Source organism: Vibrio sp. 2304 (assembly GCF_033339475.1).
In the GTDB taxonomy this organism is placed as follows: Bacteria; Pseudomonadota; Gammaproteobacteria; order Enterobacterales; family Vibrionaceae; genus Vibrio; species Vibrio alginolyticus.
The window spans coordinates 123318-139370 of the sequence record NZ_JAWOUQ010000009.1 but is presented as its reverse complement, the minus strand read 5'-3'; the positions used below and the strand labels follow the sequence as shown (position 1 = coordinate 139370).

Annotated in this window: 12 protein-coding genes; 4 read left to right on the top strand and 8 right to left on the bottom strand. The window is 44.9% G+C overall.

The genetic code is table 11. The annotated features are described in order from the left end of the window. Positions 1-41: 41 nt before the first annotated feature. The 4 genes from R7P64_RS17510 to R7P64_RS17495 form a co-directional block, all read right to left on the bottom strand. Positions 42-752, bottom strand: coding sequence for a hypothetical protein (locus R7P64_RS17510; protein WP_005376411.1), 711 nt, complete (start codon positions 750-752; stop codon positions 42-44). Positions 753-927: 175 nt separating this feature from the next. Continuing rightward, a complete protein-coding gene (locus tag R7P64_RS17505; RefSeq protein ID WP_053349132.1) occupies positions 928-3987 on the bottom strand; it encodes an efflux RND transporter permease subunit in 3060 nt (1019 codons plus the stop codon). Continuing rightward, a complete protein-coding gene (locus tag R7P64_RS17500; RefSeq protein WP_005376420.1) occupies positions 3987-5048 on the bottom strand; it encodes an efflux RND transporter periplasmic adaptor subunit in 1062 nt (353 codons plus the stop codon). The genes R7P64_RS17505 and R7P64_RS17500 overlap by 1 nt, the downstream gene beginning before the upstream one ends. Beyond that, on the bottom strand, positions 5048-6121 hold the full coding sequence (locus R7P64_RS17495) for an efflux RND transporter periplasmic adaptor subunit (RefSeq protein ID WP_017820965.1): 1074 nt from the start codon (positions 6119-6121) through the stop codon (positions 5048-5050). Before R7P64_RS17495 ends, R7P64_RS17500 begins: the two co-directional genes overlap by 1 nt. Positions 6122-6281: 160 nt before the next feature. Here R7P64_RS17495 and vdeR point away from each other — a divergent pair, with 160 nt between their 5' ends. Then, a complete protein-coding gene (vdeR, locus tag R7P64_RS17490) occupies positions 6282-7010 on the top strand; it encodes an efflux transporter transcriptional repressor VdeR (RefSeq protein ID WP_005376423.1) in 729 nt (242 codons plus the stop codon). Positions 7011-7081: 71 nt separating this feature from the next. Here vdeR and gcvT read toward each other — a convergent pair whose 3' ends face one another. Then, positions 7082-8200: a glycine cleavage system aminomethyltransferase GcvT gene (gene gcvT, locus R7P64_RS17485; RefSeq protein WP_064369269.1), complete on the bottom strand. Its 1119-nt coding sequence runs from the start codon at positions 8198-8200 to the stop codon at positions 7082-7084. Between the two features lie 260 nt (positions 8201-8460). Further along, positions 8461-9084 carry a helix-turn-helix domain-containing protein gene (locus R7P64_RS17480; protein WP_005376429.1) on the bottom strand — a complete coding sequence of 208 codons (624 nt, stop codon included), beginning with the start codon at positions 9082-9084 and terminating at the stop codon, positions 8461-8463. A 379-nt stretch (positions 9085-9463) separates the two neighbouring features. On the opposite strand from R7P64_RS17480, the gene R7P64_RS17475 reads away from it, so the two are divergent. From R7P64_RS17475 to gcvP, 3 genes are all read left to right on the top strand, one after another. Continuing rightward, positions 9464-10759 carry a serine hydroxymethyltransferase gene (locus R7P64_RS17475; RefSeq protein WP_005376430.1) on the top strand — a complete coding sequence of 432 codons (1296 nt, stop codon included), beginning with the start codon at positions 9464-9466 and terminating at the stop codon, positions 10757-10759. A gap of 53 nt (positions 10760-10812) precedes the next feature. Beyond that, entirely contained in the window at positions 10813-11193 is a 381-nt protein-coding gene (gene gcvH, locus R7P64_RS17470; protein ID WP_005376432.1) for a glycine cleavage system protein GcvH, read from the top strand. A 126-nt stretch (positions 11194-11319) separates the two neighbouring features. Further along, complete coding sequence (gene gcvP, locus R7P64_RS17465; protein ID WP_258479060.1) at positions 11320-14184, top strand: aminomethyl-transferring glycine dehydrogenase; 2865 nt, start codon at positions 11320-11322, stop codon at positions 14182-14184. 239 nt (positions 14185-14423) lie between these two features. Here the strand turns inward: gcvP and R7P64_RS17460 are convergent, their stop codons facing one another. Beyond that, positions 14424-14825 (bottom strand): VOC family protein, encoded by a 402-nt coding sequence (locus R7P64_RS17460; protein WP_005388788.1) that lies wholly within the window; start codon positions 14823-14825, stop codon positions 14424-14426. Between the two features lie 250 nt (positions 14826-15075). Further along, entirely contained in the window at positions 15076-15867 is a 792-nt protein-coding gene (locus R7P64_RS17455; RefSeq protein ID WP_318118997.1) for an MBL fold metallo-hydrolase, read from the bottom strand. Between the last annotated feature and the right edge of the window lie 186 nt (positions 15868-16053).

The following is a 16053-nucleotide window of genomic DNA, read 5'->3' as shown; positions in this document are numbered from 1 at the left end:
ATTTAGCACCTCCCTTTAATTCCGGTTAAGGGAGGTGTTTTTTATTCCGCAGCCGGAACGGCTACAATGTCTACTTCCCCACTGCTCATATCCACCGTTGCTTGATAAGCGCTATGCGGATCACCGTAGTGCTTGAAGGTAAAGTGGTAAACGTTAGCTGGCGTCCACAAGGTTTTTGACTCTGCGGGCAGAATGTCATAGCCGTCTTGCTGATAAAGCTCTGTCGCCATTACATTTGCGATTGCCGCCTGCTGGTTAGCGTCTCGATCCACCTTTGGCTCTAGTGACGGGTTACTTGGATAAGACTCACCGTTGTAACTCATGAGTCGATATGAGCCATTACTCCAAACGATAAAGTCCTGCCAACCATTACTGTAACTGTCGGCTAGTACAATAGGCGTGCGAGTTACCGACATTCGATTAATAACGTTTCCCTCATTATCAAACATATATGCAGAGCAGCCACCACTACCACAGAAATAGCGATCTTGAAGCAACACTATGTGTTCTGCCTTGCCGTCGCTGTTTAGGTCGGCGCTACCCGATAGATAACGTAGATTGTCTTGCTCGAGCGACAGCCCTTCAGGGGCTAAAACCTTACTATCAATCCAACTGGAAATGACTTCAGCACTAACACTGTTGACTTTAGGGGCAGGTTGTTTGGTTTCTGTCGGCATGCTATCCGTCGCGGTGCAGCCAACCAAGGTGAAAGAACCAACGAAGAAGAGTCCGTTTAATATGCGCTTATTCATGTAATCTCAATCTTTGATGTGTCGTTACATCAGTATACGCATGATTTGCATTGTAATCGTAAGAAAATCATTAAAATCAAGCAAATGAATGGTTTGGTATATATTAGTAAGATCAAAAAAGCCCCGAAGAAAACCTTCAGGGCTAGGCAGGAAGCTGGCAAATAGCCAGGAGTCCCTATGCAGTGGTCGGTTTTACCCTAAACAGAATTGCAAACATCACTGGCACCACTATCAGTGTCAGTACAGTAGCAAAACCAAGACCTGCCATAATCGTTATTGCCATCGAGCCAAAGAAGGCATCGAAGACCAGTGGAATCATCCCCAAGATAGTCGTTAGCGCAGCCATACTTACCGGACGAACGCGGCTTATCGCACTATCGACAATCGCGAGGTAAGGATCTTTACCTGACTCCAACTCAAGGTTAATTTGGTCAAGCAACACAATACCGTTTTTCAAAATCATGCCACTTAGGCTTAACAAACCAAGGAATGCTGTAAAACTGAACGGCATGTTCGTGGTAAGCAAACCAAAAGCAACGCCAATGATCGCTAACGGAACGGTGAACCAAATGACCAACGGCTTTTTGATTGAGTTAAACAGTAAAATAGTAATGATGAACATCAACAAGTAACCCATCGGCAATGAACCGAATAGGCCTTCTTGTGCATCTTTGGATGATTCGTACTCACCACCCCATGTGATTTCGTACCCTTCTGGAACATGCAATGCCATCACTTTAGGCTGTACACGAGCAAATAAGCTTGCTGCCGTGTCGTCACTCAACACATCATGGTCCGCGAGAACGGTTAACGTACGCTTACGGTCACGACGCTGAATTAGCGGCTCACTCCAATCCAGTTGAACGCCATCAATCACTTGATCAACCGGAATATACGTTTGCAACGAAGGACTCCAAATGGTCACGTTTTGTAGTGATTCAAAATCTACGCGTTCTTCTTCAGGAAGGCGTGTCATAATTGGCAACGTATGTGTACCATCACGCAAGTAACCTAAGGTGCTACCACCAAACGCCATTTGCAGTGTGCTTGAAAGATCTTCTTTCGAAATACCTAAGCGACGAGCTTTAGACTCATTGAAAACGGGTACAAGTTCCTTGGTGCGCTCTCGCCAATCGTGACGAATGTTTCGGGCACCAGGATCGGTATGAAGGATGTCTTCAACTTGCACCGCCAAGTCACGTAAAACTTGTGGATCAGGGCCAGTAATACGCGCTTCGATCTTAGACGCTGGTGATGGACCAAATTCCATCAATTTAAACTGGAACGTAGGCGCATCAAATGTTTTCGCCAGATTCTCATCTAACTTATGCAGTAAACCAAACATTTTCTCACGATCAGTCGCGCGAACTTGGAACTGAGCGTACGCTTCGTAACTTTTTTCTGGTTGATAGGTTAAAGCAAAACGCTGTAGGCCCTGCCCAATCGAAGCAGAAACAAAGTCAATATCATCTTGCTGACGAATGTAGCTTTCGACCTCTTCAGCTTTTTTAATCGTTTCACGGATGTCAGTACCCTCTGGCATCCACATATCCACGTAGAACATCGGCGTATTCGATGGTGGGAAGAACTGCTGTTTTACATTACCAAATGCCACGACAGCACCCACTAATAGCGCCACCATGCCAGCAACGGTAAGCCAGCGGAATCGCAATGCAAATTTCAGTGATGCCCCAAATACGACAAACAACCAGCCTTTATAAGGATCATCTTCACTAGTACCCTGCTCTTTGTTTTCCTCTTTCAACAAAAGATCGGCAAGGAAAGGCGTCAGTGTAATAGCGGTAATCCAGCTTAAAAATAGTGAGAAACACAGCACCCAGAATAGAGAGCCCATGAACTCACCTGTCGCATCTTGCGACAAACCGATAGGTGCAAAAGCCGTAATTGCAATAACAGTTGCGCCCAGCAAAGGCCATTGTGTTTGCTTTACAATATCGACAGCCGCTTGAACTTTGGTACGCCCTTTCTTTAGGCCAACCAATATGCCTTCCACGACAACAATCGCGTTATCAACCAGCATACCTAAGGCAATAATTAACGCGCCAAGAGAAATACGATGCAGTTCGATGTTGTTGTAATTCATCAAAATGAAGGTACCAAATACCGTCAATAACAACACAACTCCAATGATGACACCACTGCGTAAACCCATAGTAAACAGCAACACAATGATTACGATCGCCACTGCCTCCGCTAGACTAATTACAAACGCTTTAACAGATTCATCCACCTCATTGGCTTGGTTGTAAAAGTAGTTCATATCGATGCCAGCAGGCTTGATAGACTCAAGGCTCGCGAGCTCCGCATCCAAACGTTCACCAACCTCAACCACGTTCACACCCGATGCAAACGAGATACCGATATTAATCGCTTTTTGACCGTTAAAGAGTACGACGTTGCTTGGCTTCTCTTGAATACCGCGAGAAATCGTTGCTACGTCTTTTAGACGAATTAGATTTCCTGTGTCACGGCCATGAATGATCAGATTTTCTAGTGCTTCTACAGTGTTTAAGGTGCCGCTTGGGCGAATAACAAGGCTTTCGCCATTGACCATCACTTCACCTGCTGAAACCACATTGTTTTGCTGGTTCAACAAGCTCGAAACCACATTCATGTCTAAGTTCAGTGCAGCAAGGCGATCAAGTGAGATCTCAACGAATAGCATTTCTTGCTGATCGCCCGTGATGTCTACCTTACCAACACCATCAACAAGCTCGATTTCACGGGTCAGGTAATCCGCATAACGTTTCAGCTCTACATAGTCGTAATCGTCACCAGTGAGCATTAACATCACGCCATAAACGTCACCGAAATCATCAATGATCTGTAAAGACTGAACACCTTGAGGCAATGATGGTCGTAAATCATTAATTTTACGGCGCATTTCATCCCAAATTTGCGGCAGTTCATCAGGACCATAGTCCATTTCCATGCTCACCGTTATTTGAGACATACCATTAGAAGACGTAGAGGTAATTTTGTCGATATAAGGGAGTTTTCGAATCTCTTTTTCTAGAGGATACGTCAGCTCTTCTTCAACTTCTTTTGACGTCGCGCCAGGGTATGTTGAGATGATCATGGCATCTTTGATCGTAAATGCCGGGTCTTCTAATCGTCCAAGCTCCAAAAATGACGTTAAACCACCAACAGCAAGGATAATAATGAACAACCAGCTGATGACTTTGTTTTTTATTGAATACTCAGCAATGTTCATTATTGGTTATTCTCCACAACATCCACATGTTTACCTTCGCGTAATTTACGCAGATTTGAATTAATCAGAATATCGCCCTGGCTAACACCTGACGACACAATGGCTCCATTGCCATTCACTTGAGAAATCATGACAGGCACTCGTGTGACAATGTCACCTTCTTTTTTCCACACAAAGAACTCATTCCCTTCACTGCCTGCTTGAAGCGCCGTGACAGGAACACTGTAACCATCAATAGAGGTAATGCCCGCCTTCACCATATCGACCAAAACGCTTACGCTGGTTCCCGGCAATATCTCTGTTTTTGGCTGTGGCATCGTCAAGTACATTTCGTAGGTTTGAGTTTCAGCGTTGGGTTCACTTGTGTGCTCTAAATAGTCCAAAGCAAATCTGCCATCGATGCCGGAGAAGGTTGCTCTAGGCTTGTAGCTCATGCTGTCTGAGTTTGGGTCTACCATCGCTAAAACATTGTCGGAAAGCTCAATACGCACGTAAACCAAATCGTTTTGGTATAGGTTTAACACGGGTTCACCAATTGCCACACGCTCAAAACGTTCTTTGAAAACATCGGATACTTTACCGGCGAACGGGGCGAATAAACGGGTGTAATTCAATTGATTGGTCGCGTTATAGAAAGTAGCCTCAGCTAGCTCTTTATTGGCGGTTAGCTCATCAAGTTCCGCTTTTGAAATCATTTGACGTGCATGCAAGTCTTCACCGCGTTTAAGCTGACGAATTGCAAGTGTGTATTGTGCTTCTGCGTCATTCACGGCTTGCTTCTCTTTGCTATCATCTAGCTTTGCGATCATTTGCCCCTGCTTCACAACGTCACCCGCTTTAACCAATACGTGCTGAACTTCCCCAGCGCGGCGAAATGCCATTGGCGTTTGCTCTGCAGGCACTACTATGCCTTTGAACGCGCGATGTTGACTTTGTACTGGTGCATCCACCGAGATAGTCGACACAAAAAGTGGCTGCTCGACGATAGCTTGGTTTTCATTTTTGCACCCTGTTAAAACTGCAAGTGCAATCGCAGAGATCGTAAGTAGAGAACGTTTCATTAAATGCCTCCCTCACGAACCCAAGCTTTCACCACTTGTCCTTCAACCAGTCTCTCAACACCAGCAATAACAACGTAATCATTGTTATCAAGCCCGGCTTTCACACCACCTGCTGCGTCAAGTGACACAGTGACTTTATTGACCTGCTGCGTGCTTCTGTCCATTACCCAAACTTCACCTTGCGTCCCATTTTTGTTGACCCAAGCAGACTGAGGTAACGTCATCGCGTCCGATACATGTTGTTTAGCAATGTGTACCTGCCCAGTCATACCTGTCAGCAAATTGCGATCTTCTGGTCGAGTGATGGTCACGATCGCCTCATAACTATTGGTATCGATGTTTGGCTGCGTCGAGATTTCTTTAAATTGCCCAGGGATACGTTTTCCTGGCTCGCTATCCATCGTCACCCACATATCGGAGTTTTGCAGTGACTCAAGTGATACAGATTCCGCATAACTTACTGGCAAGGTGAAAGATACATCCAACGTCGTGTTATCAATGAGATTCAAGATCTCCTGCTTCTCTGCTACTACTTGAAACGGGTTGACATAGGTATATGACACAATGCCATCAAACGGTGCGTGAATTTTGGTATAGCTCAAATCGGTTTTAGCTTGTTCGTAGTTCGCCAATGCCGCTTTATATTGAGTTTCTTTCTGATCGTACTCATCAGTACTAATGAGTTTTTTTCCGTAAAGGTTTTTCGCGCGGTCCCATTGTGTTTTCGCTAACGCGTACTGCGCTTGAGCGGCATCTAACGCAAGCTGAAGATCTTTAGGGTCTAACGTTGCGAGCACTTCACCTTTTTGGACTTTTTGACCCATGCGTACACGTAATTCATCAACCTCTCCACCAACCTGAAAAGAAAGCTGCGCGCGATGTGTTGCATCAATACGCGCTAAAAAGGCGTGCGAGTCTTCAAGTTCTAGGTCTTTCACCGCCAGTAATTTTACAGGTTTGATTAAAGGTTCAGACGGCTCAGAAATGGCTTTATTACACCCAGTTAGCATCCCAGAAAGACTTAATGTCACCACTGCGCCAACTAAAGTGCGCTTTAAATATTGTTTTCGCACCCGCTTTCTCCGTAGGTTTTATATATTACACAGCCGTGCAGTATAAGCAGAATTTGAAATTGATCAACATATTTTCCAGGTGGATAGCAAATTAATTAGTCAAAGCGTTCGGTTTCTGGTAAAAGTAAGCGCGTGATTAATATTCGGGAAAATTCGAACTATGAATGAAAGAAAGCAGGGGCGTAGAAGTGCTGAAGCAGCAGAACAAACTAAGTGTCTGATCCTTAAAGTGGCAGCAGATATGTTTTGTGAACTTGGTTACGAGCGTGTCTCGCTGCGCAATATCAGTGAAAAGGCTGGTGTTTCACATAGTTTGATCCGTCACCACTTCGGCAGCAAAGAGAAAATCTGGCAAGCGGTTAGCGATGCAATGGACGAGTTCATGCAGTGCTATATGGCTGAACTCATCAATGAAATGCCGGAGAACACACCTTCGAATAGAAAAATTTATCTGTTTATGGTTCGCATGCTAGCATTTGCTCTCGTCAATCCTCACCCAGTACAGATGATCGCCGATGCCATTCGACAAGGCGATGACGGTGCTCTGCTGCAGTATTTCTTAAAGTCAAAAGATGAGTTCGCTGCGATATTTACCGGAATTTTCGAGCAGTACAACAGCGAAAACCCTAATGCACAATTTGATCAGTGGGAATCAAAGTGGCAAATGTTGATCTTCGCACATGGTGCTGTCAGTCTCGCGCCAATGATGCAAGAAACATGGCCGGATATTGCAGATAATCGCGAAAAACTGCTGATCAAGCATTGGGAATTGTTTAATACCATTATGGCCTCTCAATTTGGGATCCCAAAAGAAGAGATGATTCATCCGGAAAAGCTTGAAGATATCGTTATTGATATGTGCTGTACTATTGATGAAGCAGTAAACTAAAAGTAAACAAGCGAAAAGAAGACATAAAAAATGCCGAGCTACAAAGCTCGGCATTTTTGTTTCAATTCGTTTTAACCACGGTAGTAGCGTTGTGGTACGAACGGCATTTTTTCAACTGTCATTGGTAGCATTTTACCACGCACTTCAGCGAACACTTCAGTACCAATCGCCGCCAAATCCGCACGAACATAACCCATTGAGACTGGCTTACCTGCATTCGGACCCGCCGTACCGCTGGTTACAACGCCAATTTTAACGCCGTCAGCATCAAACAGTTCAACACCTTCACGCACTGGCGCTTTGGTTTGACCTACTAGACCCACACGCTTACGCGCCACATCTTTAGTCTCAATCTGCTTAAGAATAATGTCTGCGCCAGGGAAACCACCTTCACGTTCACCACCAATACGACGAACTTTTTGGATACCCCATAGCAAGCTCGCTTCAACAGGTGTTGTTGTTGTGTCTAGGTCATGACCGTATAGACAAAGGCCACACTCAAGACGAAGTGAATCACGAGCACCAAGGCCAATCCATTCAACTTCATCTTCCGCAGTCAGTTTACGTGCTAGCTCTTCCGCTTTGTCAGCAGGAACCGAGATTTCGTAACCGTCTTCGCCTGTATAACCACTACGAGAAACAATGCACTCGGTGCCTAAAACATCGACTTTACAAATATCCATGAACAGCATTTCAGAAACTTCTGGTGCAAAACGCGCCAATACAGCCGCCGCTTTAGGGCCTTGGATTGCAAGTAGAGCTCGGTCTTCGATAGTTTCTAGCTCAACACCAGATGGTAAATGCGCTTGTAGGTGTGCGATATCTTGCGCTTTACATGCTGCGTTCACAACCACAAACAGATGATCGCCTAGGTTAGCCACCATCAAGTCGTCCATGATGCCGCCCTCTTCATTAGTGAAAAAAGCGTAACGCTGTTTACCAGACTCAAGATCCACAATATCCACTGGGACTAATGTTTCTAGGAACGCAGCTGCACCGTCACCAATTAGGCGAAGCTGTCCCATGTGAGAAACATCAAACAGACCTGCCGCATCACGAGTATGTAAGTGTTCCTTCTTTACGCCTAGAGGATACTGAACAGGCATATCGTAACCCGCGAACGGGACCATTTTGGCACCAACTTCAACGTGAAGTGCGTGTAGTGGTGTTTTCAGTAGTTCTTGAGTCATTTTCGTCTCCATTTAGATAGACCCGAGAATGCTATCGGCATTCGATGTGTTTCCAATAATAAACATGGCTCATTCTATTTTGCACGAACAAGACGTAGATCGACTTGCAAAAGTGTGACTCTTAACATTTTAATCACAACAAATCGTACAAAAAAAGCGCTTTAATGAGCAAGTTCTCATCAAAAAAGCGCTTTTTCATCATAACGACCACCAACAGCAATCGTTTGCTTTCACTATAGGAAATTTACAAGTATTTATCACTATTTGGCTGTCACCCACAAAATGAGCGCATCTTCTTCGCTAACACTGGTCAACATATGTCCCATATTTGCATCGTAATAAACGCTGTCTCCCTCGCTTAAAACAACAGGTTCGTAAAACTCAGAATAGAACATGACCTCACCAGATAAGATAAGCAGAAATTCTTCGCCATCATGACGAACCCAGTCTTTATATTCATCAAAACTACGAGCTCGAATTTGGCTCTTAAACGGCATCATTTTCTTGTTGGAAAGTTGTGTCGCGAGCAGTTCGTGTTCATAGGTTTGTGTTGGGTGTGGTTTACCTTCATTCTTCTTGGTAACATCCCTGCGCCCTGTCGCTACCTTTTTTCTAGGTGGCTCAAAGAGTTGTGGCATGTCAATTTGTAAGCCAAGTGCCAATTTTTGCATCGCTTGAAACGTCGGGGAGATCTGCTCATTTTCTATTTTGCTCAGTGTAGATCGAGCAAGCCCGGTTCGCTGACTCGCTTCTTCTAATGTGATACCGAGTTTCGAGCGGATATCCTTAATACGCTGGCCCAGTTTTAACGGCTCGATATTTTGGTCATGTTGCTCTTTTGCCAACGTCATCGATGGGTATTCATCGTAAATACTTTCTGCCATAAATCCCTCTATAGATATCCATATTTTTTGTCTTACTCGCATTGTGCATGAAGCACATAGTGGATAGAAGTCCACCAAGTGAATTAAAGCGTGCTCTTGTTAACAAATTTTGAAATCTTGTTTCCTATAGGAAATTTTTGGTTGATTGTTCCCGCCACAGGCGCTATGTTACCAACTTGTTAGATGTAGAGATGCATATTTCCGTAAGAGATTGGTAAAAGAAACACGCAATCCAACGGAGTTTTTGCCCAAATTTAGGGCCGGATGTTCACTCTGTTCTGCTACGCAGTTCAGCTGTTTTTGAGGACAAATGAACCACAACCGCAAATCATAACTCATCTATTGCGGGTTCATTTTCAGATTTGGAAGGTCAACTACCATGAATAAGAGTTACCCTAACCACAGCTTGGAAAACTTTTTCTCTACCAACCTCTCTGCGACAGATGATGCTGTCTTTGCTGGAATTCAAGCGGAATCCGCTCGCCAAAACGAACAAATCGAACTTATCGCTTCTGAGAACATTGTTTCTAAAGCGGTAATGCAAGCTCAAGGCACATGCCTAACAAACAAATACGCTGAAGGGTACCCAGGTCGCCGTTACTATGGTGGTTGTGAGCACGTAGATACAGTGGAAGCCATTGCTATCGAACGCGCAAAAAAACTTTTCAATTGTGAATACGCAAACGTTCAACCACACTCAGGCGCACAAGCAAACGGCGCAGTAAAGCTGGCACTGCTTCAACCTGGTGACACCATTCTTGGTATGTCTTTAGACGCAGGTGGTCACCTGACGCACGGCGCACGCCCTGCACTTTCTGGTAAATGGTTTAATGCAGTTCAATACGGTGTTGATCGCGAAACACTAGAAATTAACTACGAAGATGTTCGTGAGCTAGCACTTGAGCACCAACCTAAAATGATCATCGCAGGTGGTAGCGCTATTCCACGTACTATCGACTTTGCAAAATTCCGTGAAATCGCAGACGAAGTAAATGCAATTCTTATGGTCGACATGGCGCACATCGCTGGTCTTATCGCAACAGGCGCACACCCTAGCCCACTGCCACACGCACACGTTGTTACGACTACAACACACAAAACATTGCGTGGCCCTCGCGGCGGTATGATTCTTACTAACCACGAAGACATCATTAAGAAAATCAACTCAGCCGTATTCCCTGGCCTACAAGGCGGCCCACTGATGCATGTTATCGCAGCCAAAGCGGTCGCATTTGGTGAAGCGCTTGGCCCTGAATTTAAAACTTATATTGATTCGGTGATCAATAACGCAAAAGTCCTAGCGGAAGTATTGCAAACTCGCGGTTGCGACATCGTAACTGGTGGTACAGACACGCACCTAATGCTGGTTGACCTTCGTCCGAAAGGGTTGAAAGGCAATAAAGCAGAAGAAGCTCTAGAGCGTGCTGGGATCACATGTAACAAAAATGGCATCCCATTCGATACAGAGAAGCCTATGATTACATCGGGCATCCGTTTAGGAACGCCTGCGGGTACAAGCCGCGGCTTTGGCGCTGAAGAATTCAAACTCATCGGTAATTGGATTGGTGACGTACTGGACGGTTTAGTGAACAACCCTGAAGGTGACGCAGAAGTTGAAAAACGCGTTCGCAAAGAAGTAAAAGAACTTTGCAGTCGCTTTCCTCTATACCAGTAAACGATTTTTTTGAAATCATAATAATTCCTGACAAGTTATTCGGAGATTAAGCAATGGACAAAACACTGAAGTTTGCAGATAGCCACGAGTGGGTACGTGATAACGGTGACGGCACAGTAACAATTGGTATTTCTGAGCATGCACAAGAAATGCTAGGTGACGTGGTATTCGTTGACCTACCAGACGTAGAAGACGAAGTTGAAGCAGGTGAAAGCTTCTCTCTCGTTGAATCTGTAAAAGCAGCGTCAGACATCTACGCACCAATCACTGGTGAAATCGTAGAAATCAATGAAGAACTAGAAGACAGCCCAGAGCTAATTAACGAAGAGCCGTACGAAGGTGGCTGGATCGTAAAAGTGAAGATGTCTGATGTATCTGAACTAGATAACCTGAAAGACGCAGACGAATACCTAAACTCTATCGAAGAAGAGTAATTAGGATGTGACGAAAGCTGTTCCCTAGCCTGTTTAGAGAACAGCTTTTTTTCTAGGTTCGGACGTATAATTTAATTTATCAGTAACGCAAATCCGTTACCCGAACCAAGGAGTAGGTAAAGGACAATGACTGAATTACTTCAAAGCCTCAGCACACAAAACGAGTTCGTTGCTCGCCACAATGGACCAAACAAATCTGACCAACAGAAAATGTTGGAAGCGATCAACGCAGTTAGCCTAGATTCGCTTATCGACGAAACCGTACCAGCACAAATTCGCCTAGAGCAACCAATGAGCTTGGCAGAAGCGAAAAGCGAAGCAGACATGCTGGCAGCCATGCGTAAGTTCGCCGATCAGAACCAAGTTAAACGTACATTCATTGGTCAGGGTTACTACAACACCTTCACGCCGAACGTGATTCTACGCAACGTGATGGAAAACCCGGGCTGGTACACTGCTTACACCCCTTACCAACCAGAGATCTCACAAGGTCGTTTAGAAGCACTTCTAAACTACCAACAAATGGTGATGGATCTTACTGGTATGGAAATCGCGAACGCGTCATTGCTTGATGAAGCAACGGCAGCAGCAGAAGCGATGACACTTTGTAAGCGTGCGGGTAAAAGCAAGAGCAACGTATTCTTCGTTGCTGACGACGTTCACCCACAAACCATCGAAGTGGTAAAAACTCGTGCGAAATTCATCGGCTTTGAAGTCTTGGTTGGTTCTTTAGAATCACTACCAGAGCAAGACGTGTTCGGCGCACTAGTTCAATACCCAAGTACAACAGGTGAAGTTCGTGACCTAACGGACATCATCGCTAAAGCGCAAGCAAACAAAACACTAGTGACTGTAGCAACGGACCTTCTTGCTTCTACCCTGCTTAAACCTGCAGGTGAAATGGGCGCAGACGTAGCAATCGGTTCAGCACAACGTTTTGGCGTGCCGATGGGTTACGGCGGTCCACACGCTGCTTTCATGGCAACTCGTGATAAGCACAAGCGTACAATGCCTGGGCGTGTTATCGGTGTTTCTATCGATACCAACGGTAACCAAGCACTGCGTATGGCAATGCAAACGCGTGAACAGCACATCCGTCGTGAAAAAGCGACTTCAAACATCTGTACTGCTCAAGCACTGCTAGCGAACATGGCGTCTTTCTACGCGGTTTACCACGGCGCAGAAGGTCTACGCACGATTGCTCGTCGTACGCACCACATGACAGCCATCCTAGCCGCTGGCCTAACTAAAGGCGGCTTCGAGCTTGCTCACAACAGCTTCTTCGACACCATCACTATCAACACAGGCGCACAAACTGAAGACCTATACGCGAAAGCACTAACCGCAGACATCAACCTACGTAAGTTGGATACTCAGCTAGGTGTAAGCTTCGACGAAACCACAACCGTGGCAGATGTAGAAGCCCTATTCGCAGTATTCGGTGTGAAAGAAGAAGTCGCAGCACTATCAACTGAAATCGCAGGCAACGAGTTTGCAGCCATTCCAGAAGCATTGCGCCGCACAACAGAATATCTAACACACCCTGTGTTTAACACGCACCACAGCGAAACACAGATGATGCGTTACCTAAAACAGCTAGAGAACAAAGACTTCTCACTCACGCACGGCATGATCCCACTGGGCAGCTGTACGATGAAGCTGAACGCAGCAGCAGAGATGATTCCAGTAACTTGGCCTGAGTTTGGTTCGATCCACCCGTTCGCACCAGCAGAACAAGCAGCTGGTTACGCTGCACTCGCAAAAGACCTTAAAGAAAAGCTATGTGAAATCACTGGCTATGACGCATTCTCACTACAACCAAACTCTGGTGCATCGGGTGAGTACGCAGGTCTTATCGCGATTCAACGCTACCACGAAAGCCGTGGCGAAGGTCACCGCAACGTATGTTTGATCCCAAGCTCTGCGCACGGTACTAACCCTGCGACAGCATCTATGGTGTCAATGAAAGTGGTTGTGGTTAAGTGTGATGAAGAAGGCAACATCGATATCGACGACCTAGCAGCGAAAATCGAGAAACACAAAGACAACCTATCAAGCATTATGATCACTTACCCTTCGACGCACGGCGTTTACGAAGAGAAAGTGAAAGAAGTGTGTGAAATGGTTCATGCCGCCGGTGGTCAGGTTTACCTAGACGGCGCTAACATGAACGCGCAGGTTGGTCTAACATCACCAGGCTTCATCGGTTCAGACGTTTCTCACCTAAACCTACACAAAACCTTCTGCATCCCGCACGGTGGTGGCGGTCCGGGTATGGGTCCTATCGGTGTGAAATCTCACCTAGCTCCTTTCTTACCAGGGCATATTGAAGACGGTGTAGAAGGCGCAGATTTCGCAGTATCAGCAGCAGATATGGGTAGCGCTTCTATCCTACCTATCTCTTGGGCTTACATCGCAATGATGGGCGAACCTGGCCTAACAGATGCAACAAAAGTAGCAATTCTGAACGCAAACTACGTGATGGAAACACTTCGCCAACACTACCCTGTTCTTTACCGTGGCAAAAATGGCCGCGTAGCGCACGAATGTATTATCGACATTCGTCCGCTGAAAGAAGAAACAGGTATCAGCGAAGAAGACATCGCGAAGCGTCTAATGGACTACGGTTTCCACGCACCAACTATGTCGTTCCCTGTAGCGGGCACGCTAATGGTTGAGCCAACGGAATCGGAAGATCTAGAAGAGCTGGACCGCTTCTGTGATGCGATGATCGCTATCCGCGAAGAAATGGAGAAAGTGAAAAACGGTGAATGGCCACTGGATAACAACCCACTTGTTAACGCGCCACACACACAAGTTGATCTTTCAGCTGAAGATTGGGACCGCCCTTACTCTCGCGAGATTGGCTGCTTCCCGTCTAAAGCGACCAAATCTTGGAAGTACTGGCCAACGGTAAATCGCGTGGATAACGTATACGGCGACCGTAACCTAATCTGTTCATGCCCAAGCATCGATAACTACGAAGATTAATTTTTGTAGAATCTAAATAAACAAAGGCGAACCGATTGGTTCGCCTTTGTTTTTGGTGTGCCGCCCTAACACTTGTTGATACATCGAGAAGGAATGATGGCTAGTTATTGTTTGCACAAAAGTGATTTAGAAATACAGTAACTTCTGAGAACCTTTGAATTAGCACTAATATCTCAGAGCCTTAAAGGCTTGTTGGAAACTCCTCATGAACACTATGCTATGCAGGTGCTATGTAGTTTCTAGTTCAGTTGCAGTAAGTCCCATTTATTACCATAGAGATCTTGGAACACCACCACTGTCCCGTATTCTTCTACACGAGGCTCTTCATTAAATACAACACCATTTTTCTTCATCAACTCGTAGTCACGCCAAAAATCATTAGTTTGCAGAAACAGGAAAACACGACCACCTGTTTGATTTCCTACTGCATGCGTTTGCTCCGGTGTACTCGCTTGAGCTAAAAGTAGGTTTGTACCATTGGAGTTTGGAGGAGAAACTTGAACCCAGCGTTTACCACCACCTAGGTTGGTATCTTCAACCAGAGTGAATTGAAGTTTTTGAGTATAGAATTCGATAGCATCGTCGTAATTTTCAACGACTAGAGCAATGTTTCCGATTTGCTGCTGAACAGTTTTGGCCATGATGATTTCCGCTGTGTCAAAACGCTAATTGTACGCTATTTTGAGACTTTTCTAGAAAGCACGTAACGCCTTGCAAATGTTTAAGGCACACAATACGAATGTTTACGCACAGCGCCTTTGCCACTAGAACCTACAAACAATATAGCTACCACAAGTGTCGAATCTTGATTGAGCAACTCATCAAAGCCTTAGCTATAACTCAAGAGCAAATCTCTAACCTAATAACGAAGGCTGCTCGTATACCACGGTATTATAGTTCTTCTAGTTTTCCCTTAGCTAAATCTTCTTGTTGCTTAAGGAACATGAAGAAGTTTGCCTCACTGATAAACGGGTTACCGCTTGTACCGAGCTTCTTCCTATTTTCAAAAAGGAAATTTTTATGTGGATGGTTCGAAAGGTTAACGTTCACAATAGGTGCCTGTAGTGAAATTTTTCTAATTTTCTCCATGCTAGTCAGGAACTGGCCAATAACTTCTGGATCATTGCTACTTACGCTATGCCCACCAACGATAAAAGCACGATATTGTTCGCCATTATCTTCAACAGTGAAGTCTAAGGAATAATCACCTTCCGTGTGGCCAGGTGTGAGATAGAACTTAAACTCATGTCCACCAATAGCCATAGAGCTATCGCTTTTTATCTCTATGTCTAAATTTGGAGGAAGGAACTTGTTCTCACCTTCGCTTTTGGTCATCACAACTTTGGAACCATACTTCTCTTGAAGTAACTGGGCGCCTCCAACATGGTCAGAATGCCCATGAGTTACCAATATGTGCGTTATTGGCTTATCTTTTAGCCCTAGCTTCTCTAGGTTGATAGGTATCCACTCAGAGTAAGGGAAATCAAGCGTATCAATGATAACCAGTCCGTCGTCTGTAGCAATGGCATATGATGAGACCCACTTGTCTCCTACATAATAGACATTATCAAACATTTGAAATGGTTCTACATAACCGTTCTTATCATTCATTGCTGGAACATATTGACTTAAAGAAGCAAAAGACGAAGCACTTAAAAGTAAACCTACAACAATTTTTTTCACGAAATCACACACAAATATATCCTTAATAATTTCTTATAGAACCTCGCGGATGAGAAAGCTCTAAACGATTTTCAGAGGCAAATACAACTGCAAATACTTTCTACTTAGCTTTAGTTTTAGCTGACCGAATCACTTGTAAACTCGAATCCCATTAACTGCCTATGTATTCATGATTCTTTTAGAGGT